Raw genomic sequence first — 19,991 nt, 5'->3', positions numbered from 1 at the left:
CCTCCAGAATTTCGCGTACGTTGAGCCGCTTTTTTGCGGTCGTCGACGGGCGCCGCTGTACAGCACGAGGAACAAGGGATGTTCGCGCCGGCCAATGAAACCCACTTTGCCCTGACCATCGAAGGGCTTTCCGCCGACTTTCAGGTGTTTACCCTGCAAGGCCGGGAAGCCATCAGCCAGCCTTTTGTCTTCGAGGTGGAGCTGGTCAGTGAGCAGCCGTCGCTGGACCTCGAAACCCTGCTGCACAAACCGGCCTTTCTGCAGCTGTCGCCTGACGGCAGCGGCATTCATGGCCAGATCTACCGCGCCGCGCAAGGCGATTCCGGCAAGCGTCTGACCCGTTATTCGGTGACGCTGCGCCCACAACTGGCGTATCTGGCGCACCGCATCAACCAGCGCATCTTCCAGAACCTCAGCGTGCCGAAAATCATCGGTATGGTCCTCGAAGAACACGGCATCCAGAGCAACGCCTACGAATTCAAGACCGGTTCGATCTATCCCGAGCGCATCTACTGCGTGCAATACGACGAGTCGGATCTGCACTTCATCCAGCGCCTGTGCGAAGAGGAAGGCATTCACTACCACTTCCAGCACAGCGCCAACGCGCATAAGTTGGTGTTCGGCGACGACCAGACGGTGTTCCCGAAACTGGCGCCTGTGCCCTATCAGCAAGACTCCGGCATGGTCGCCAGCAACCCGGTGATCAAGCGTTTCGACCTGCGTCTGGAAACCCGCACCAGCCGCACCACCCGCCGCGACTACGACTTCGAAAAACCGCGTCTGACCCTGGAAAGCGAAAACCGTGGCGACGCCCTGCCAGACCTCGAAGACTACGATTACCCGGGCCGCTTCATCGACCGCGAGCGCGGCAAGCACCTGGCCAAACGCGCTCTCGAACGCCACCGCAGCGACTTCCAGCTCGCCGAAGGCAAGAGTGATCAGCCACTGCTGGTCAGCGGCCACTTCCTCGCCCTGACCGAACACCCGAAAGCCAAATGGAACGACCTGTGGCTGCTCACCGAAGTCCTGCACGAAGGCAAGCAGCCGCAAGTGCTTGAGGAGTCGGTGACCAGCGACACCACCGCGCTGAAAGACGATTTCCATCAGGGCTACCGCAACCGCTTCCAGGCCACGCCGTGGGACGTGCCCAACCGCCCGCCGCTGCGCCACCCGAAACCGCGCATCCTCGGCAGCCAGAGCGCCGTAGTTACCGGCCCGAAAGGCGAAGAAATCCACTGCGACGAATACGGCCGGGTGAAAGTCCAGTTCCATTGGGACCGCGAAGGTCAGGCCGACGACAAGACCAGCTGCTGGCTGCGCGTCTCCAGCGCCTGGGCCGGCGCCCAGTACGGCGGCATCGCCATCCCGCGCATCGGCATGGAAGTGCTGGTCACCTTCCTTGAAGGCGATCCCGACCAACCGCTGATCAGCGGCTGCCTGTACCACAAGGAAAACACTGTCCCCTATCCACTGCCGGCGAACAAGACCCGCAGCACCTTCAAAACCCTGAGTTCGATGGGCGGTGGCGGCTACAACGAACTGCGCATCGAAGACAAAAAAGGCCAGGAACAAATCTACCTGCACGCCCAGCGCGACTGGGACGAGAACATCGAGCACGACCAGAAAATCCGCGTCGGCAACGAACGTCATGACACTGTCGAGAAAAACAGCTACAGCGAATTCAAGGCCGAAGAACACCACACCGTTTACGCCGACCGCAAAGTCGAAACCCGCGCCAACGACCACCTCACCGTCGGCGTGAACCAGCACATCAAGATCGGCACCGGCCAATTCATCGACGCCGGCCAGGAAATCCACCTGAGCAGCGGCATGAAAGTGGTGATGGAGGCTGGTGCGGAACTCACGCTGATCGGCGGCGGCAGCTTCATCAAGATCGACGCCGGCGGTGTAACCATGAGCGGGCCAGTGATCAACATGAACTCCGGCGGCAGCCCGGGCAGCGGCACTGGTGCTGCGCCGTTGATGCCCGGCGTGTTGAAACAGGCGGATGCAGACAAGGCTGGCCAAGTCCTGACCCCGGCGCAGATCAACACCCTCAAACGTAACGCGCCGTTCTGCGAAGAATGCGAAAAATGCAAGGCAGGTGCCTGTGCCATCTGAACGAATCACCCCCAAGGACTGGCTGGCGCAACAGCCGCTGCAAAGTGGCGAGCGGTTGTACCTGATCATCAGCGCGGCCAGCGACGCCGACGCCCTGAAAACCCTGTACCTCACCGAACCCACCGCCCAGCTCATCCCGATCTGGGGCGGCACGCCCTACTCCACCTGGCAACCGGTGATGCCCTACCTCACCGAACTCAAAGCCAACTCCGCCTTCCTGCCATGGATCGCCGAAACCGACGCCCTCGACTGGGGCTGGCTGGCGGTGTCGCGTTCAGAGCCGAACGAAGTGTTCGAACATCTGCGCAGCCTGACGCAGGTGAAAATGCCGGATGGCACCGAGGTGTTTTTCCGGTTTTGGGATGGCCGGCATATTTATCCGATTCTGCGGGGGCTTGGGGAGAAGGCTGGGGAAGTGCTGCCGGTGTTTGAGCGGTATTTGATTAATGGGCAGACGCTGGAAGTGGGCACGCGGGTTGTGCCGAAGGTGCGGGACTGGCCGTGGTGGGAGGTGCCGAAGCCGTTGCTGGACAGTTTGACCAAGGAAAACTCTTCGACACTGATTGGCAATCTCCTGCAATGGCTCGAAGAAGAACGTCCGGACATTTACAACGCTTGGCCAGAGAACAACCTGAAGCTGAAAGTCAGCCGTTTCGTGCGCCGTCCGGATGCGCCGAAAAACCTTAAAGAAGCGCTGTTAAACCACCTGATTCTGGAGCAAGGCTGATGGATCGCGTTGCCACTATCGAAACCCAATTGGACTCTTTCAAAAACAGCCTCAAGCTGTACCGCGAGGAAACCAAGAGCTGGTACGCACAGCTTGCTGACAAAGCCAGCCGAGCAGCTGACATGCCCTCCCTGCTTGGTATGGAGCGCGTGATCAAGGCCGGTGACTCCAGCAAGTCTGTCAGCATGACTGATGGTGATTTTTCATACGTCGCCAAGTGCCCGCTTGTAGGGCCACTGCTGATTGAGAGCAAATTCGAATCGGTTTTCGACATTCCTGTCGGCGATATCAAAGTCGATATCATTGCCGTGGACGGGGGCGCCAAGTCGACGATTACCTTGGACAAACAGGGTAAAGGCAGTTTTCAGGGACAGCCTGGAAAATCCTATAAAATCCACGTCCACGATCAGGTGACGCCTGCGCAGATCGACACGCTGTTCAAATCCTACGACGGCTTAGCTGCCGATCTCGAAGGATTCCTGCGCAAAGAATGGGCAGGCTTCAAACCGCAGTGGTCGAATCAGAGTGCGTCAGCCAAAGCGATGGCAATTGGGGTCGGCATTCTCGAAGGTGGATGGGAAGCTATCAAAGGCGTTTGGGATGGCATCTCAAAGGCCTTGGACATCCTTCAAAACCCTAAAAAGTTCGCAGAGGATTTAGGGGCCGGTGCAGAGGAACTGATCAAGCTGGCCAAAGAGGCGCCAGATGTGATGAAACAGGCCATGTTGCTTGCCAGCGACGAGGCCGCGCTGTTCTTGATAGTGCATTGCGCTTCTATCTGGGTTTCAGCATTGCCACCCACGCAGGCGGCTGGGCAAACGGCGAAGATGACATCTGCAGCCGTCATCGGAATTCTCATCGACATCGTAATTTCGGTCGTATTGACCGTCGCAGCCGAAGGCGCCGGGCTATTTTATCTGGCCGCACGTTTAGCGAAGTACGGCCAGATCATCGTCAAAGCTGTCACCGGATTCGTGAAGTCGTTATTCAGCATCATCAAGGGCTTCATGGGTTACGTCGGTAAATACGTCGCGGTCGCCGCTCGTGGAGTAGCGACGCGAGTAGAAAAAGGAGTCGCGCAGCTACGTTTTGATGGCAAACGTAACACGACCGTTGAACACGGCAAGCGCCCTGATGACGCCTCGAAACAATCGAAGAATCCTGACGACAAGAGTGCGGCGCCGGCGCAAGACACCTGCACCAATGGCTGCCCGGTCTCGATGGTCACGGGCGAAGAATTACTGACTCTCACCGATGGCCAACTCGATGGCCTGCTACCGTTTGAGTGGACGCGCCTTTATCGCACCAGTGCGGTCGAGATCGACAGCCGCCTTGGGTTTGGATGGAGCCACGCTCTTTCTCATCGACTGGATCTGGATGATGAGGGCGTCGTGTGGACGGATAACGAAAACCGAACCACTCGTTTTCCCATGCCGACGCAGCAACGCCCCGTTATTATCAACAGCCTGTCGAAAGCGGCCATCTACCTGGGATCGACACCAGGCGAACTCATCCTGACGCAGGCCGGGCAGAATCCGCGCTTTTATCATTTCCGTGCGGGCCGCTTGATCACCATCAGTGACGCGTACAACAACCAGTTACAGCTGAGTTACGACTTCGCTGACCGAATCCAACGCATCGACAACAACGCCGGACGCTCCCTTTTAGTCCGCCACGAAGACCGTCATATCGTTGCCGTGGATTATCAGCAGCGCCGTGCTGAGTACACGGATCAGGGTCAACGACAGGAGCCATGGATCACCGTTCAAACGCTGGTGACCTATCGGTACAACGCGCAAGGCCAGCTCATCAGCGCCACCAATGCTGCCGGTGAAACTGAACACTACCGTTACAACGACCATCACGTCATTTTGGAACGACAACTGGCCGGTGGTGCGAGCTTTTTCTGGGAGTGGGAAAACGAAGGCAAATCGTCACGCAGCATCCGTCACTGGGCCAGTTTTTCGCAGATGGACTCGCAGTACGCTTGGGACGATGCCGGCAAGGTTACCGTTACAAACGCTGATGGTAGCGAGCAAGTTTACGTGCATGACGAAAATGCTCGACTCATCAGCGAGACCGCTGCGGACGGCGCTGAGACTCAGAAGGCCTATGACGACAAAGGTCGGCTGATTGCAGAAAAGGATCCTCTCGGAGCAATTACCGAATACCGTTACAACGATGCCGGCCTGCTTGCCGTTGTTATTCCTCCTGAAGATGCGCCGACGTTCTACGAATATCGACATGGCTTTGTGAGTGAGATTCACCGAGGTAAAGCGAGCTGGAAATACCAGCGAAATAGCCAAGGCGATATCACCCGCCAGACAGATCCTGACGGCAACGAAACACACTACAGCTACGATGCCAAAGGTCGTGTGCTAGAGATCGTTCATCCAGACGGCGGACGGCATCAGCTCGCCTGGAATGGACTGGGTCAATTGCTCGAAGAAGCATTGCCCGATGGTGGTCGTCGTAAATACCGCTACGACGCACTGGGTCGTCAAATCACCCGCCAGGACGAACACGGCTCGATCACCCATTACCAATGGGATGCGGCTGGCCGCTTGACGCAGACCACACAGCCTGGCGGTGCGACCCGCACTTATACCTATAACGCCTACGGCAAGGTCACAGCCGAGCGCGATGAACTAGGCCGTATCACACGCTACGAATACGCCGACAATCTGCAACTTGTCAGCCGCCGCATTAACCCGGACGGCAGTGAGCTGCGCTATCGCTACGACAACTCACGCCTGCTGCTGACTGAGATCGAAAACGAGCGCGGCGAACATTATCAGCTCGACTATTACTCAAACGGGCTCATACAGCAGGAAACTGGATTTGATGGTCGCCGTACTGCCTACGAATACGACCTGAATGGCAACCTACTGAAGAAAACTGAGTACGGCGACGACGGTAGCGAACTGATCACCGAATATCAGCGTGACTCCGCTGGCCGCCTGCTCGTGAAAACACTGGCTGATGGTGAGGAAATTCACTACAGCTATGACGCGCTCGGTCGCCTGGTCAATGTCGATGACGGTCACTGGCCACTGGCTTATGAATACGACTCCCACGATCGGCTGATTACCGAGCACCAGGGTTGGGGCACCCTGCGCTACGAATACGACAGCGTCGGCCAACTCAAACATTACCGTCTACCGGACGGTAGCAAGCTCGACTATCGCCGGTTGCCCGGGGGCAATCTCAGTAGCATTGACCTCAACGGTTCTCGCCTGACATCTCATCAGTTCAAGGCTGGTCGTGAACAGCAACGTCAACAAGGCTTGCTGTTGAGTCAGTATCAATACGACGATCAGGGTCGACTGCAGGCGCACAACGTTAGCCAACGCGACAGCATCGTGCTGCAGCGCCGATATAACTACGACGCAGCAGGTAACCTCGCAGGCATCAATGACAGCCTTAAAGGTGCACGCAACTTTCACTACGATCCACTGGATCGCCTGATCAACGTTCGGGGTGCAACACCGGAGAGCTTCGCGCACGACCCAGCCGGCAATCTGCTGGGCCAGAATAACGAAGGCACCGCCAACCTTGCGAACGTCCAAGGCAACCGGCTGCTCATGCAGGGCGACCGTCACTACGACTACGACGCCTACGGAAACCTGATTCGCGAGCGCCGAGGTACCGGGCAGAAGCTAGTCACCGAATACCGCTATGACTGCCAGCATCGCTTGATCGGCGTCAGCCTACCCGGTGGCAGTATCGCGACCTACAAGTACGATGCCTTCGGTCGCCGTATCGAGAAAACAGTCGATGGCCACACCACCGAATTCCTCTGGCAAGGCGAACGGCTGATTGTCGAGAGTAGTGAAAATCGATATCGCACTTATGTCTATGAGCCGGACAGCTTCCGCCCTTTGGCGATGCTCGACGGTGAAGGCCCACTGAAAGCCGCGCCGTTCTATTATCAGCTCGATCACTTGGGCACGCCGCAAGAGCTCACCGATTACAGCGGCGCGATTATGTGGTCGGCCAAGTATCGAGCTTACGGCAACCTGGCTGCGCTGGATGTCTCGGAGATCGATAACCCGCTGCGGTTTCAAGGCCAGTATTTCGATACAGAGACAGGGCTTCATTATAACCGCCATCGCTACTACAGCCCGAGCACAGGAAGGTTTCTAACCCCAGACCCGGTCAAGCTTGCAGGTGGCCTAAACAACTACCAGTACGCACCAAACCCTACCGGCTGGGTGGACCCGCTCGGCTTAATGTTCAGGGCGATAACTAAAGCGGTTTCTGGTGTTGCGAAAAAGGCACCACTGAAGCCCGCTGCGAACTGCCCCAAGCCTGGAGGATCATCTTCTCCAAGCACTACCCCTACCCTTGCAGACTCCAGCGTAAAGACTGGAGACGTCACCCCGCCGGCGGTCGTCGAGTCGAAGCCCGATTTTTATGTTGGCCCATCCGGACCGGACTCGACCTTACCTTCGACGGCATATCGATACATGGGATACAAGGACGCAGACGGAACCGTAAATACTCACGCGCAGAACACGATCAACACAGGCGACGCACGACTGTCGTATTTCGGGTTCGATAAATTTGAGACTGGAGACGCGGCTACGGAAGCATTGCAAATGAGGGCGCCGAAGCACATCACTCCTGCTGACCCTGACCCTGCATGGAGTGATGGTCGCCTGCGATTAAAGTTCGACACGCTGCAACTCTATAAGGACGGCGTGCCAACCGTTACAGTGCCATATGAGCTTGGTGGTAAAGGTCCGAACCTGGAACCCTTCACAAAAGCGTACCCTGGCTACGGTACGGGTGGTGCGCGACAACTTATTCCGAAACCGGGTACCACCACCATCATCAAAGCAGATGAAGTCACGATTTTGCCGGAGAAGTAACAGTGCTAACCGATCTAGAGGCGCGCGTAGCGCTCAAAGAACTGATTGAAAAATATCTCAAGGGAAGAGATCCCGATTACGACCATTTGATCGAAATCGTTCAGGACCCTTCGCGTCAAGTTCCGATCAGAGGTGTGCTTGAGGACATTAGACGGTACAACAAAGTCCAGTACACACAGCAGGAGCTAGAGCTGATCGACGACCTTTTATACATGTATGGGTGAAGCGCGCTCGGTGCTAAGAACTGCCGCGTATGGAGCGGAAGTAGCTATCAAGCAGTGGTGCAGCCTCCAGCAGCCATCCAATAACGGGAGCCTGGCGAGTGTTGATAGCCCTGTCGTCGAGACCTGACCTGTAAAAAGCCCAGCCGAAGCTGGGCCTTATTTTTTTACTATCGCAGCGCCCAGTTGGTCTGGCCGCGTGCAATCACGCCAGGAGTACGACCGTAGCGCTGCGAAAGAGAGGGAGCCAATTCAGGAAAAAGCTCTTCCATATACGGGACCATCATGGCCACGTATACCTCGAAGGAAGGGTGCTTACGCCATTGTCCTGCTTCGATAGTATTGTTGTATGAACGATCAAACCATCCGCGCAAAACTAGCAGCGCACCCTCAATACGATCTTCCAAGAGATCGGCACTGCGCGCCTTGGAGTGGCCATCCTTTTTCAAGGTTTCTCGCTCCACGTAAGTTCCTGGGCGATAGCCAGTGATCTCGTGAACCTCCATGATCCGCTCATGAATCTCGCGATGCTCCTTCTGATCGCTTCTAAGATCAGCAGCAAATCGGAAATCACAGTAAAGGCAATGTGCGACAGCGTTCGGACCACTTGGTGAATCCAGGTACTGATCAATCACTGCCTGAAACCGGCTGTTCAGCTCTTTATAATTGCGAACACCGAGAAGCTCCGCCGCGGCAAGGTCTAATCGCTTACCGTGCGGCAGTTCTGGATGCGCTTGTTTGAGTTGCTTCGCGAGGCGCTTGACGCTTTGTACGTCAGCGAAAGTAAGGGCGTGTTGCATATCAGCCTCCAAGGGCTGGGCCTGTTGTCCACTACGAGAACCCAATACAGGGTTTGTATGAAACGGGTGAAATCACGATAGCGCTATTGCTTTGCTGAAAGTGGACGGCGGGCACCTACCGAATGTGCCTATTAGTAGATTACTGGAATTCTAACGAACGCCGCAAGGTAACCAAAAAAAGAAATGAGTCTCGTGCTCCTACTGAGGTTGTAGAGTCAAGCGACTAGAAGCGCGGGGGCACTGACGATGCGGTTATCGATTTCCTTAGAAGGTTTCACGACACGTTGGGCGAAAGGAGTTTTCTGAATGGAATTTCATGAAGATGAGCCGACTATCACCCATCGTTTCAGCGTTAAGTCTGGGCAACCAGACTTAACGCTGCTGTTGAAATTCTCCAGAAAGCTTTATCCCTAAACTCCAACGCAGCACGTTACTCCTCCGGCTGCTCTTGAACTCCGAGATCCCGATACCTTTGCTTACCCCTAACGTTAGGATCGGGTATCACCTCGATCACCCTCGTTGGCGGAGTGTTTATACGAAAGCCTGGCTCCATCTTTTCGCGCATTTCTAGGTACTGACCCAGAAAGGCATCGTAAGCCAGGCGAGGCGCGTACTGAACGTTGCCTTTTTGGTCTACCGCCTCTCCATGGTAGTAAAAGTCCACGCCCTGGCTAAGTGGCACTAGAACGCTGGCGGCAGCTTTGTAGTCGCCCTCATAAAGCGTGAGCCGCAACTGGGCTTTTTCGCCGTACAGCAGGCCCATCTGCTCAGCGAACCAATTGACGTATCGGTCGCCGTTGATCCGCATTGGGTTCGCAGGCAACGTATAAGCAGTGTCTATATCTCGGTTCTTACGAATGCGGCTCGCCATCCCATTCAGTTCAAGTCCCTCGGCGAACTCGACATCAACCTGCTCTCCAGCATCGATTTTGATCGGCTTGCTCATCGAAATCACGGGCCATAACAAATTCTTGGAGAAGAATGACGCGCCGCCCTTCGACAAGTTCCTCGCCTGCACAATCTCCCATTTAGCTGCCGTCAGGAGCATTGGCGCCGCCGTAATGTTGGTGACACGGACTGTGATATAGACCTGCTCATTTACTTTTTGCCCATCGCTGGTTTGTCCGAACATCACAGTAGGACTGAGCCAAGCCTCTTTAACAATAAGCCCGCGGCCCTTGCTCACGGCTGTGGTTTCGCTAAGACGCTTCAACACTTCTTTCGTGATGCCAATGCACGTGCTGCTAACGGATGCACCCGCACCAGTAACGATCGACGAGCACGGTCCAGTGGTTTGCATATTCTGAGATTGCGCCAGAGCAAACTGAGGCAACGCAAGCACCGAAATCATCATCACCGCCCAGCAAACTTTTTCCTTCATCATGGTCGTGTATCGACAGTGGATTTAACCACCGCGCCTTCCCCGGTCACGATTGGTGAGGCCGCACCGTGGGTGGACATCCCGCTGTTCGGAGTGGTACCAGCAGCCTGAGACTTGTTCGGTCCTTTGGCTTCAGTTACGACATGCGCACCAGGTCCAGTAACGATGGGTGAGGAGGGAGTGTAAGTGGACAAAGAGGGGCTGGGTTGCGCCGCTGGTTGCAACGTTAAGCCTATCTGTTTGGGAGTCACCTCAACACGTAACCCTCGATTTTGAACGATTGCTGAGACAGCAACCACCGCAATCAAAACAACGAGTGTGAACGTCACTAACGTTATCTTCCGGACACTCTTCTGTCTTGCGGGCGCCTCACGCGAACGTCTATTCAATTTTGAACTCCTGTAATTATGGCTTGGCAATATCCCTAGGGCCGCTGCAGACAGTTGCTGATTCATGTAAGCGAGTGCGAGAAGAGTATCCTAGTTCGCACATGAGACGCGACATGCTCACTACTCATTCGTTTTCATGCACCAAGACCGCCGATATCCATACCTCGCGGCACAGCTAATCCACATCCCCCTCCGCTTCCAACACCGAACAAAGCATTTTTGAATCATGAATGTGGGCCCAGTTCAGGCTCGTACGACAGTTGGAGAGCGCTCATGCGTTTGACCCAGACGGCCCTGTTTAATGTGCATGGGTCGTAGGTATACCGTAAGCAAATGTAGACTCAACGTCCGAGGTTAAAAGGACCAGCACATTTGCTTTTATGATCATCAACGGAGCCGAACGCCCAATGGAAAACCTGTCATCAGCGCGACTAACGCCCGGCGCGATTTACACAAGAAACGATCTCAGCCAGCTTTTCGGAATCAAAGACGCCACCCTCAAAACCGGTATCTTTCGGCCCAAGGGATACGATTCGGTTTGGTTGTTTGTGACTGAACAGAAGACACCTGACCGAACCCAGTACGTTGATACCCTTACGGATGACACGCTGCGCATGGAAGGTCAATCCAAGGGACGCACTGACCATCTCATTTTCCAGCATAAGCAACTGGGGTTGGAGTTGTTGGTCTTCCATCGTCGGTCGAGAACAGAGTACTCCGGCGCGGGTTTCCGATACGAAGGAGCTTTTTGCTACGAAGACGCTTCTGGCTCTAAACCTACCTCATTCGTTTTAAAACGCGAAGGCGCCGATAGCTACGACGTCGATCTGAATGAAATGGAACTGAAGCTGGGCAGTCAAGGTGCATTCGATCCTACAGACGTCAAAGACTCACGCGAGCGGACTTTCGCCTCAATCGTTCAGCGACGAGGCCAGACTCGTTTTAGGACCATGTTGCTGAAAGCCTACAAAAGTACGTGTGCCATAACGGGGTGCGAAGTTGAACCCGCGCTTGAGGCCGCGCATATCCACCCCTACCAGGGTGATCAGACGGATGTGATCTCGAACGGGCTGCTCCTACGAGCTGACATTCATACGCTGTTCGATCTGGGACTGATTTGGATCGAGCCAACGAATTTGTCGATTCAGATCTCGGAACGCCTTCGGAAATGTAGTGAGTATGCTTCGCTGGATCAAAGACTCCTGACCCTTCCCGAAAACGTGTCAGACCATCCAAGTCAAGCAGCTCTGGAATTCAGAATGAGCACTAAAATATGAGGTCATTGGCACACGAGCACGATGTCAATCGAGTGACCTCAAATCAGCACACATATCGTTAGACTTCGCTCAATGCGAATCCGAAGTCGTCACTGGACACTTGAGCTGCTTCGTTGAGCCGCTGACGTAGTGCAGCAGTCAGCTGTCGTTCGACTTCCCATGGATCAGACAGTGCAGCCAACTGCGGTGCCAACTGCGGCGAGAGACTCATCAGCGAGTGGTTGAGTGAACGTGCAGTTTCAAAAGCGGCTTTTTGTACAAAGCTGATTTCTACCAGCTCACCCTGTGCCTTGCGAAACTCCATCTCAGCCATCCGCGCCAGGTAATGCTCGCGATGCGCTCTTGCTTTCTGAAAGTCTGGAGTCTGCCCATGAGCTGGATCAGCGGGCGGCGGCGCAGCCATGTTAGTCGACTCGGATTGTGCAGCGACGTGGCTGTACACATCACGCTGAAGCCGCTCCTGTTGGTGGCGAGCAGCGACGGCAGCCTTGCTCGGATCAGCGGTATCGCGGATCAATGCTTCGGTGGCCATAACGTCGACCTGCTTGCCATTGGGGGACAGGACCAGTCGACCGTTTTCCTTCAGCCAGGTGATGTAACTCGGCGACCGGCCGATGCGTGCGGCGAAGGCGCTCTTGGATAGGTACGTGGCTGCGGTCATAAGCCCTCCTTTTCAGCGGCTTTTCAATGAATCCTTTCAAGATTTCAATGGATTGAAATTTCAGTAAGCTGGCGGGCCTCCCACTAACATGATCCCGCGGGTTTCCGACCCCGTGTCCTTTGAAAGTCTCCAGGGTCCCCGGCGGTTTTCTGCCGATCTGGTCGGTCGAGCCTGCATCCGAGTGCCATGCCCTGCCCCATCCGTTTGGAAAGACGGACATCCCTGCAAAGGTTTCAGCTAGAGAGATTCCGCGAGTTCGATAACCCGTGTAGGGGGCGGCCCTCAGGGAGGACCCGGAAAAAACGGCGCCCTACCCGGCCTGCCCGGCTCATGCCTTCGGCTCGGCCTCGCTCAGGTCCAGCCGCTTGGCTACCCAGCGTTCGTACAAGCCGATCGCGACATCGGCGCCGGCCATTGCGGTCAGGCAACCGAGGGCGCCTGCTGTCCAGATCGACAGGCCCGCGCCGAACAGCAACATCATCGCTGATACGCCGCAGACGATGCAGGCACCGGACCGAAGTGCGAGGCGGCGCAGTAACGCCCAGCCTCTTGTCCCGTCCTTGTCAGCGCGCCACATCTCGCCGGACACGCCGCCAACCAACGACAGGGCAATCACCAACCAGATCGGCATCTCTGCCAGTGCCTGTTGTTCGTTCGTCATTGCCCTGCCCCTTAAACAAAAAGACCCGGCGCTATGGCCGGGTCAGGTGGTGGGTGGCCTGCCGCGCTTTGCGGTCGCACCCATCGAAGATGGCCCCTTTTTACAGCTCGATTCTGGTGGCAGCAAGGCCGTTTTAATGCCATCCGGTGAATGTGTGGCTTACGTCCGGTGAACGGCTGGCGAATGTCGGTGAATATCTCAACCCGGCTGGCTTTTGCTTCTGTTGTTTTAGCGGCGTCCCATACGTCCCACTTCTCTAAAACAAGGTGGGACGTCTGAAAGCCCCGCAGATTGGGGCGTTGCCCCACCGTCCTACTTTTCTTTCTCTTTTCTCGTGTATAGAGAGAAATTTAAAAAGCACGCGTGCGCGTGAACGCGCGTACCTGTGCCCGCTACGCATACACGGGTGGGAAACAAAAGAGGTGGGACGGTGGGACAGTCCAACAACGACGGGGCCTGCGCCCGTCCCATGACTGCAAAAGCAGTAGGACGGACGCAGGTCGGTGGGACGGCGTGAGCCAAAGGAGTGCCCACGATCAAGCCGCCTCCCCCAGGAGGAAGTGCTCGACCACGATGTGGGCGTCGTGCAGACGCTGGTAGTAGACGTTGCGCGTGCAGCCACTGCGCGTCAGACGTGCCGCCAAGGGCGCGTCTGGCTGGAAGTAATGCACCTGCACCACCGTCATCAGCTCGGGATCGAGGCGTTTCTTGACGATGCGCTCAATGTCCAAAGACGCCTCGAGCGGCACCCTGCTCCCGCGCCTGCCGCGCACCAGCTGGCCACCGCTCTCCATCATCATGGCGACCATGTTGCCGCCCGAGTAACCGGCAGCTACCTCGTCGCTGTGCAGCTCCTGCGCCCATTGCTTGAGGGCCATATCGATTGCCTTAATCATCGAAGCAGGGCTCCTCGAACTCGTCCCGTTGCAGCGCAGACGCCCTGCCCCAGTGCTCGGGCTTCTTGTACGCCCATGGCCGCTGACCGCTCTTGTTCAACGCACCCAGACGGAAGCGTCGCCAGCCGAGCCGGTGCAGGATTGCGCCGACGCGCATCTGCTCGGGCTTGCCCCAATGCCCTGGGTCGAGCTTGAGTGCTTGACTCATTACCTCGCTGCCGGTGGTGGTCTCGCCGATCTGCGACTCTTCGAGCCAGGTCAGGATGGGCGTCTCCCATTCGTCCACCACAAAACGTTCGTCCTGCTCCTCGCTGAACATCGGTGCTTCTTCTCGCGTGACCCACCAAAGGTCGCCGGCCTCGAAGCAGAACACCGCTTCGGCCCACAGCTGGTCGCGAATCTCGCGCAGCAACGGCACATCGACCTTGGTACAGGCCACCGGCCAATAACGACGGTTGCCGGTGGCGTCCTTGAGGTACTCGTCCTGGTTGGTGGTACCGACGAAAACACACTGGCGTGGCACGTCCAGCGTTCTGCGGCCATAGCTTTCGCGGTAGGTGTCGGTCGACGCCGAGAAGAACTGCTTGGCCTTGGTGCTCTCGGCCTTGTTGAAGCTGTCCAGTTCGCCCAGCTCGACGATCCACTTGCCGCGGATCGCCTGAAAGCCGTCCTTGTCACCGAGAGCAAACGGTGTATCCATGAACCACTCACCGCCGAGCACGCTCATGGCGGTCGACTTACCGGCGCCTTGTACGCCTTCGAGGATCATCACCGAATCCGCCTTGCAGCCGGGCTTCATCACCCGCGCCACGGCCGAGATCATCCAGCGTTTGCCGACCTTGGAGGTGTAGTCGGTTGTCTTCACCCCCATCACATCGGTCAGCCAACGCTCCAGGCGCGGCACACGATCCCATTCCAGTTTCTTCAGGTACTCGCGCACCGGGTGAAAGGCGTGGTCGTGGGCCACGACGCTGACGGCTTCGATCACGTGCGAGGACTTCACACGCAGGTTGTACTGCTGCGCGAGCCACTTCATAACGCGCACATCATCGATGTCGGCCCACTCGCCGGTACCACCGCCATAAGGCGCCGCACGCAGCTTGACGATCTTCGAACTGAAGGCGCAGTAACTGATCACGCCGGCCCAGCGCTCGTCGTTAGCGAGGATCAGTTCGACGTTCTGCATGTGCGCGATCAAGGCGCCGCTCTCACTGCGAGCCAGCTGATCTTTCCAGCCACCGGCAGCGGGTGGGCGGACCACAGCAAGCACTTGTCGGCGAACCGCGTCCAAACCTTCGGCGACGTGCAGATCGTTGAAGTCGGTCCACTTGTCGTGACGCTCAATTGAGAAGATCGGCGCAACCACCTGTGCACCAACGATCAACGCGGCGTTGCTGGCCTTCTCCTCACCCGGGTTCCACGCATCGCCGTTAGGCTTGGTGGTCTTCCAGTCGTCATCGCGGCAGATGATCAGCGGGCAGCCGGCGAAGCGCTCGCGCATGACCTTGCACACGGCCAGCAGGTTGCCCGCATCGAATGCTACCGCTACGGCGAGCGACGTCGCCATGTGCAGGCTGGCGCCGGTGGCGTAGCCCTCACACACCAGCACCGGTTCGCCCGGTACCGGATGCGGGCCGAGCAGGTGAAAAGTACCCTCCTTCGCCATCCCGTAAGGCCAGTAGGATTTGTCGCGGCCGGTGTCTTCCTGCTTGTTTGGGAAGATCACCTGAAGGCCCATGATCTGATCACGGGCATTGTTCATCGGCACCAATACCGCACCGGTGCGCGGCGCGTAACGCACTTTGATACCAACGATCTGCTTACGGTCCAGGTAGTCGCTGCGGCCGGTGGTCGGCATGCGCTCGAACAAACCCTGCGCCCTTTTCGCGGCCCGCCGCGCAGCGTTACTCGCGATTTCGGCGGCGCGGCGCTTGGCTTCTTCCTGGCGGGCGCGCATCACTTCACGCTCTTCGGAGGACATGCGACCGGCCTTGACCTTGATCTTCTGTGTCTCGCCCGAACGCCAGTCACCGAAGGCGCCGAAGATCAGCGTATCGCCCTTCTCCGTGCGCTGCTCGTGAACCACGTACCAGCCGTTCTTTTCCTTGCCCTTGTCCTGCGAAGTCTTGCAGCGGGTCAGCTTGCCGAACACCAGCGGTTGCGCTGGCTCCAGACCGTAATCGGCGAATTGCCCCAACACTTCATCGAGCATGCTGAATCCCCCGCTCAGAGAGGGATTGGCAGCTGATGCACTGCGAGCAACCCGGTGAGGCCAGGCGACGCGCTTCCGGGATCGGGTCGTCGCAGGCTTCACAGAACAGCAAGGAATGAGCAGCGCTTTCGGCTTTGGCAGCGCTGCGCGCCGCCATGGCCTGATCGATGCGTTCCTGCACCAGATCGTTGGCGAAATCGGCGATGTCAGCCACGGTCGGCACCTCGCGTCGTCTGGTTGACGTAGGTGGCGCGGTTGAACAAACCCAGCAGCCCTTGAATGCCCCGGAACACCTGCAGGCGAATCGCTGCCAGTTCCTGATCAGTCACCACACCGTCGCCGATGCTCTTGGCCCAGGTCTCGGCCAGATCAGCGACCTGGCGGAAGTATTCGGCGATCCCCGTGGTCAGGGTCTCGGGCATGTCGTTGGTGTAGGTGTCGGCCAGCTCCTGCCAGATCGTGTCACCGACCAGCGCATGCACCGCATCGAGAATGCGGCGATCCTTGGTCAGTTCGAGGATCTCACCAAACTCCTGAATATTGATGGAGTGGCTCGGATGGGTCGGCGACAATTTGTGCTGCAGCGTGGTCGGGTTACGGCCAGTGGTGGCTGCAATGGCAGCAGCGCCGCCCGGGTAATCGCGAGCGGCGTGGTACAGCGCTAAATCGAGCGGCAGGATTTCCCGCTGCGCCCGTTCCAGAGAACTGAGAGCAATTCGGCTCATGGCATTAATCCTAAAAGTTGCCAGTGCCGCGCGACAGAAGTTGGTGATACATTTGCCGCGTGGCTTGGTATGGCCCAAACGCCGGGAACCCTTGCAGGGGATAACCGGCACCGTGCCGGGGCGAACAATCCGTTGTTCACCCCTGGCGCAACAGCTGCCAGCTCTGTGGTAAGAACGGCAGCAACACCAAGGCTTCCATGCCTTGGAAACGCGATGAAAGTCGGCGGCATGTGGTGTGCGCACCTACTGACATCGCGACCCGATAGCATTGTGGTGATGCTATCCGGAGAAACTGGGCGACCCTTGGGTCGCCTTTTTTCTATGCGGCTTGGGACTCTTCCATTTCCGGAGGAAATACGTCATCAAGACTGCACGGCGCTCCTAACTTATTGAGCGCTCTGACTATGGCTCTGCACTCAGTAAGCCCTGCGATTCGACGTCCTGCTTCGTAATTGCTTATACGTGCCTGAGTCCATCCAAGAGCTACGACGAGTTCCTTTTGCTTGATTCCAGCTTTCTCTCGATGTTCAGCGATCAGATTCATGATGCCCTCCAATTAGCCGGAGCCATCTTAATCACGAATCGCAGACATTTCAACACGCAAAGTGATGATAAATAATTTCAGAGCGTGGTAAAAAAAGCACATGAACACACTCGGCGAACGTATTAAGCAATACCGCAAAGCCAAGGGCATGAGCCAACAAGCCCTTGCTTTCGCTTGCGGTTGGGAATCCCAGTCTCGGATAGGCAATTACGAGAAAGGGGCTCGTCAGCCCAATCTCCACGACTTGCAAAAGATAGCGACAGCACTGGGAGTATCTTTTCCAGACTTGGTAGCAGGAAAAAATCGTTCCGACGTTGAGTCGTACTCAGACGCCATTCAAGGTCGGATTCGGTCTGAAGACCGTCTTGTGAGGGACTACGGAAGATCGAAAGACAAAGACCAACCTGTTAGCAGCCTTGTAGGCTGGGCTAAGGATGGGAAGGTGCCTGTGCTATCAAACGCGCAGCTTGGGAATCAGGGCTTCTTCAACACGGTAGAACCGCCCCCAGGGCAAGGTGAAGGCTACCTAAACATTCATAGCGATGACCCAGATGCCTATGGCATAAGAGTCATGGGCGATAGCCTGATGCCCCGCATAAAAAATGGGGAGTTCGTTCTTATAGAGCCGAACAAACGCTTCAGTAGCGGTGACGAGGTCATGGTTCGAACGTCCTTCGGCAAAGCGATGATCAAAGAGTTTATTTATCTCCGAGACGGAATGTACCGGTTGGATAGCGTCAATACCGATTACGAAACTCTTCACATTGCAGAACAAGAGGTGGAGGAAATCCATCTCGTAGGCGGAATATTGAAGTCATCACGCTTTCTACACAGTGCCGCGCTAATTTAATCACATTTTGTGTTGACACAAACAAGCACATTGCGTGATATTCGCCTCACTCTTTACCACAGAGCGAGGCAATACCAATGCGTACCACCGCAACCTTGCATGTCCATCCGGCATGCGTCAGCAATCGCAAACTGATCGAACAGCTGCAGCTCGCCACGGGCTGTATGGTCGTCATTCATAACAGCAAACCCAAGCTTGTTTCCAAGTCCTGCCAGCCCTCTCCTATCGATCCAAACGGTGGAGGGCACGCGGCATGACCAAGTACAAAATCGACAACCGCACCCTGCAGTTGCTAAACGCCCAGGTCAACCTGACCGAGACCTTCAACCACGTCCTGCGCACAGCACAGAAGCGTGAATGCCAGGCATTCCGTCTCAAGGTTGAGCGCGGCGCAGTGGAAAGCACTTTTGTCGTGGAGCTGGGCAGCGAACGCCACACGCTGACCCTGCAGAACGACAAGAAGATGCACCTCAAACTGGCCGGCTTTATTGAAGAGATTGCCAACGGTCCGTTCGACGCGAGCAACTCCAGCGACCTGGTGCATCTCCCGCATGCCGATCGTCAATACGGCCATTTTGATGTCCTGGACAAGCAGCGTGTGTTCGAACTGGTGCACACCGGGGGCGTGCTGAGCCTCGACATGGGTTTTGAACTTCCTCTGCATGTGGCGCTGCATCGCACTCAAACACGCCGCGGCGTCACCGCCATCTTGAGCATCGGCAACAAGAGTCCGCATACGCGCTGCTTCACCTTGTACGAACCCGACGCCGAGATCTACGCAAGGCTCATCGAGTCCATCAACCACCTTGCTGCAGCGGCCACTCCTGCTGCGCATGCGGCATGAAGAGGACGATATGGAACGCACTCTAGCCCAAGCAGCCGCACAACTCGGCCTCACTCGCCCGAAACTGATCGCTCTCATGCGGGAAAAAGGTTTGCTCAAGGGAAACCTGCCGGCGGACCCGAAGCGCGACAAAGCGTATCTGCGGGTCAAGGACAGCCCCTGGTATGACGAAAAATGCGGAATGCAGTACAGCCAGTCGACCCGCGTCATGCAAGCCGGCATTCGCTGGCTGGCCGACCAGTTAGACATCGATCTACCCGCCATCCCGGCAGACCGCCGTGACGTGGCCTAGGGAGTACGCCCGCCAGATCGTTGCCATGCACACACGCCAGGAGCGAAACGCCGCGCTCCTCGAAGTGCCCGAACATCTGCGCGAGCTAACTAAACGCCACTGCCTGAACGCTTGGAACCACCCGGCACGACAGCAACGCAAGGAGGCTCGACAAGGCCATGAGTAACGCTGCACAGAATCCGCTTCGCCTGCATCCGGCGCCCGAATCGGCCACCGTTGAACTGCTCTATCGAATCTTTGGTGACGTCCTGATCCCGCTGGAAAAAATCCGCGAGCAGTACTTTCGCAATCTCAACGAGCAGTCGTTCGTGACAGAAATCAACAGCGGCCGGATCCAGCTCCCGATCACCACGCTGGACACCAGCCGCAAGGCGCTGAAGTACGCGCACATCCGCCACGTTGCCTCGCTGATCGACATCCGCGCCTACAAGGCTGATGAAGATATGCAGCGACAGCAGGACGGCCAACGCCAAACGGCACCCACACCATTGACGGTTGTCACCACCAGCCAATGAC

Annotated in this window: 17 protein-coding genes; 8 read left to right on the top strand and 9 right to left on the bottom strand. The window is 56.8% G+C overall.

What is annotated here, in order from left to right:
* The first annotated feature begins 78 nt into the window (after nt 1–78).
* The 3 genes from ACA061_RS08415 to ACA061_RS08405 are packed head-to-tail and all read left to right on the top strand — an operon-like array spanning nt 79 to nt 7,722.
* Nucleotides 79–2,121, top strand: coding sequence for a type VI secretion system Vgr family protein (locus tag ACA061_RS08415; protein ID WP_497301145.1), 2,043 nt, complete (start codon nt 79–81; stop codon nt 2,119–2,121).
* Nucleotides 2,111–2,848 (top strand): DUF4123 domain-containing protein, encoded by a 738-nt coding sequence (locus ACA061_RS08410; protein ID WP_497301144.1) that lies wholly within the window; start codon nt 2,111–2,113, stop codon nt 2,846–2,848. The genes ACA061_RS08415 and ACA061_RS08410 overlap by 11 nt, the downstream gene beginning before the upstream one ends.
* Nucleotides 2,848–7,722 carry an RHS repeat-associated core domain-containing protein gene (locus ACA061_RS08405; protein WP_497301143.1) on the top strand — a complete coding sequence of 1,625 codons (4,875 nt, stop codon included), beginning with the start codon at nt 2,848–2,850 and terminating at the stop codon, nt 7,720–7,722. The genes ACA061_RS08410 and ACA061_RS08405 overlap by 1 nt, the downstream gene beginning before the upstream one ends.
* Before the next feature lie 391 nt (nt 7,723–8,113).
* Here the strand turns inward: ACA061_RS08405 and ACA061_RS08400 are convergent, their stop codons facing one another.
* A complete protein-coding gene (locus ACA061_RS08400) occupies nt 8,114–8,743 on the bottom strand; it encodes a hypothetical protein (protein WP_497301142.1) in 630 nt (209 codons plus the stop codon).
* Between the two features lie 430 nt (nt 8,744–9,173).
* Nucleotides 9,174–10,127, bottom strand: a complete 954-nt coding sequence (locus ACA061_RS08395; protein ID WP_497301140.1) for a hypothetical protein — start codon at nt 10,125–10,127, stop codon at nt 9,174–9,176.
* Between the two features lie 793 nt (nt 10,128–10,920).
* On the opposite strand from ACA061_RS08395, the gene ACA061_RS08390 reads away from it, so the two are divergent.
* Nucleotides 10,921–11,790, top strand: coding sequence for an HNH endonuclease (locus ACA061_RS08390; RefSeq protein ID WP_497301138.1), 870 nt, complete (start codon nt 10,921–10,923; stop codon nt 11,788–11,790).
* Nucleotides 11,791–11,848: 58 nt separating this feature from the next.
* On the opposite strand, the gene ACA061_RS08385 is transcribed toward ACA061_RS08390, so the two are convergent.
* From ACA061_RS08385 to ACA061_RS08355, 7 genes are all read right to left on the bottom strand, one after another.
* Entirely contained in the window at nt 11,849–12,451 is a 603-nt protein-coding gene (locus ACA061_RS08385) for a terminase small subunit (RefSeq protein WP_497301137.1), read from the bottom strand.
* Between the two features lie 328 nt (nt 12,452–12,779).
* Nucleotides 12,780–13,112 carry a phage holin family protein gene (locus tag ACA061_RS08380; RefSeq protein ID WP_497301136.1) on the bottom strand — a complete coding sequence of 111 codons (333 nt, stop codon included), beginning with the start codon at nt 13,110–13,112 and terminating at the stop codon, nt 12,780–12,782.
* Between the two features lie 536 nt (nt 13,113–13,648).
* Complete coding sequence (locus ACA061_RS08375; protein ID WP_134023329.1) at nt 13,649–14,008, bottom strand: PA0613 family protein; 360 nt, start codon at nt 14,006–14,008, stop codon at nt 13,649–13,651.
* Entirely contained in the window at nt 14,001–16,220 is a 2,220-nt protein-coding gene (locus ACA061_RS08370; protein WP_497301135.1) for a VapE domain-containing protein, read from the bottom strand. The genes ACA061_RS08375 and ACA061_RS08370 overlap by 8 nt, the downstream gene beginning before the upstream one ends.
* Nucleotides 16,210–16,434: a TraR/DksA family transcriptional regulator gene (locus ACA061_RS08365; RefSeq protein WP_116254822.1), complete on the bottom strand. Its 225-nt coding sequence runs from the start codon at nt 16,432–16,434 to the stop codon at nt 16,210–16,212. The genes ACA061_RS08370 and ACA061_RS08365 overlap by 11 nt, the downstream gene beginning before the upstream one ends.
* Nucleotides 16,427–16,945, bottom strand: a complete 519-nt coding sequence (locus ACA061_RS08360) for a phage regulatory CII family protein (RefSeq protein ID WP_009049401.1) — start codon at nt 16,943–16,945, stop codon at nt 16,427–16,429. The genes ACA061_RS08365 and ACA061_RS08360 overlap by 8 nt, the downstream gene beginning before the upstream one ends.
* Before the next feature lie 319 nt (nt 16,946–17,264).
* Nucleotides 17,265–17,489, bottom strand: a complete 225-nt coding sequence (locus ACA061_RS08355) for a helix-turn-helix transcriptional regulator (RefSeq protein ID WP_045123078.1) — start codon at nt 17,487–17,489, stop codon at nt 17,265–17,267.
* Nucleotides 17,490–17,589: 100 nt separating this feature from the next.
* Between ACA061_RS08355 and ACA061_RS08350 the strand changes: the two genes are divergently transcribed.
* The 4 genes from ACA061_RS08350 to ACA061_RS08335 all read left to right on the top strand — a co-directional run bounded on the left by ACA061_RS08350 (nt 17,590) and on the right by ACA061_RS08335 (nt 19,990).
* The gene (locus tag ACA061_RS08350; RefSeq protein WP_497301132.1) at nt 17,590–18,339 is read left to right on the top strand and encodes an XRE family transcriptional regulator; all 750 of its coding nucleotides are present in this window, start codon (nt 17,590–17,592) and stop codon (nt 18,337–18,339) included.
* A gap of 253 nt (nt 18,340–18,592) precedes the next feature.
* A complete protein-coding gene (locus ACA061_RS08345) occupies nt 18,593–19,183 on the top strand; it encodes a hypothetical protein (RefSeq protein ID WP_497301131.1) in 591 nt (196 codons plus the stop codon).
* A 10-nt stretch (nt 19,184–19,193) separates the two neighbouring features.
* Nucleotides 19,194–19,475, top strand: coding sequence for a phage antirepressor KilAC domain-containing protein (locus ACA061_RS08340; protein ID WP_497301129.1), 282 nt, complete (start codon nt 19,194–19,196; stop codon nt 19,473–19,475).
* 158 nt (nt 19,476–19,633) lie between these two features.
* Nucleotides 19,634–19,990: a pyocin activator PrtN family protein gene (locus ACA061_RS08335; protein ID WP_075948748.1), complete on the top strand. Its 357-nt coding sequence runs from the start codon at nt 19,634–19,636 to the stop codon at nt 19,988–19,990.
* Nucleotide 19,991: the final 1 nt, after the last annotated feature.

Source organism: Pseudomonas sp. LBUM1668 (assembly GCF_059695715.1).
Note: the sequence above shows the minus strand (reverse complement) of the source record. Positions and strands in the feature narration are given on the sequence as shown.

What these genes read in the sequence shown, in the direction of transcription:
- ACA061_RS08415 (WP_497301145.1), top strand. Translation starts at nt 79, where the DNA reads ATGTTCGCGCCGGCCAATGAAACCCACTTTGCCCTGACCATCGAAGGG.
- ACA061_RS08405 (WP_497301143.1), top strand. Translation starts at nt 2,848, where the DNA reads ATGGATCGCGTTGCCACTATCGAAACCCAATTGGACTCTTTCAAAAAC.
- ACA061_RS08400 (WP_497301142.1), bottom strand. Translation starts at nt 8,743, where the DNA reads ATGCAACACGCCCTTACTTTCGCTGACGTACAAAGCGTCAAGCGCCTC.
- ACA061_RS08395 (WP_497301140.1), bottom strand. Translation starts at nt 10,127, where the DNA reads ATGATGAAGGAAAAAGTTTGCTGGGCGGTGATGATGATTTCGGTGCTT.
- ACA061_RS08390 (WP_497301138.1), top strand. Translation starts at nt 10,921, where the DNA reads ATGGAAAACCTGTCATCAGCGCGACTAACGCCCGGCGCGATTTACACA.
- ACA061_RS08385 (WP_497301137.1), bottom strand. Translation starts at nt 12,451, where the DNA reads ATGACCGCAGCCACGTACCTATCCAAGAGCGCCTTCGCCGCACGCATC.
- ACA061_RS08380 (WP_497301136.1), bottom strand. Translation starts at nt 13,112, where the DNA reads ATGACGAACGAACAACAGGCACTGGCAGAGATGCCGATCTGGTTGGTG.
- ACA061_RS08375 (WP_134023329.1), bottom strand. Translation starts at nt 14,008, where the DNA reads ATGATTAAGGCAATCGATATGGCCCTCAAGCAATGGGCGCAGGAGCTG.
- ACA061_RS08370 (WP_497301135.1), bottom strand. Translation starts at nt 16,220, where the DNA reads ATGCTCGATGAAGTGTTGGGGCAATTCGCCGATTACGGTCTGGAGCCA.
- ACA061_RS08360 (WP_009049401.1), bottom strand. Translation starts at nt 16,945, where the DNA reads ATGAGCCGAATTGCTCTCAGTTCTCTGGAACGGGCGCAGCGGGAAATC.
- ACA061_RS08355 (WP_045123078.1), bottom strand. Translation starts at nt 17,489, where the DNA reads ATGAATCTGATCGCTGAACATCGAGAGAAAGCTGGAATCAAGCAAAAG.
- ACA061_RS08350 (WP_497301132.1), top strand. Translation starts at nt 17,590, where the DNA reads ATGAACACACTCGGCGAACGTATTAAGCAATACCGCAAAGCCAAGGGC.
- ACA061_RS08345 (WP_497301131.1), top strand. Translation starts at nt 18,593, where the DNA reads ATGACCAAGTACAAAATCGACAACCGCACCCTGCAGTTGCTAAACGCC.
- ACA061_RS08340 (WP_497301129.1), top strand. Translation starts at nt 19,194, where the DNA reads ATGGAACGCACTCTAGCCCAAGCAGCCGCACAACTCGGCCTCACTCGC.
- ACA061_RS08335 (WP_075948748.1), top strand. Translation starts at nt 19,634, where the DNA reads ATGAGTAACGCTGCACAGAATCCGCTTCGCCTGCATCCGGCGCCCGAA.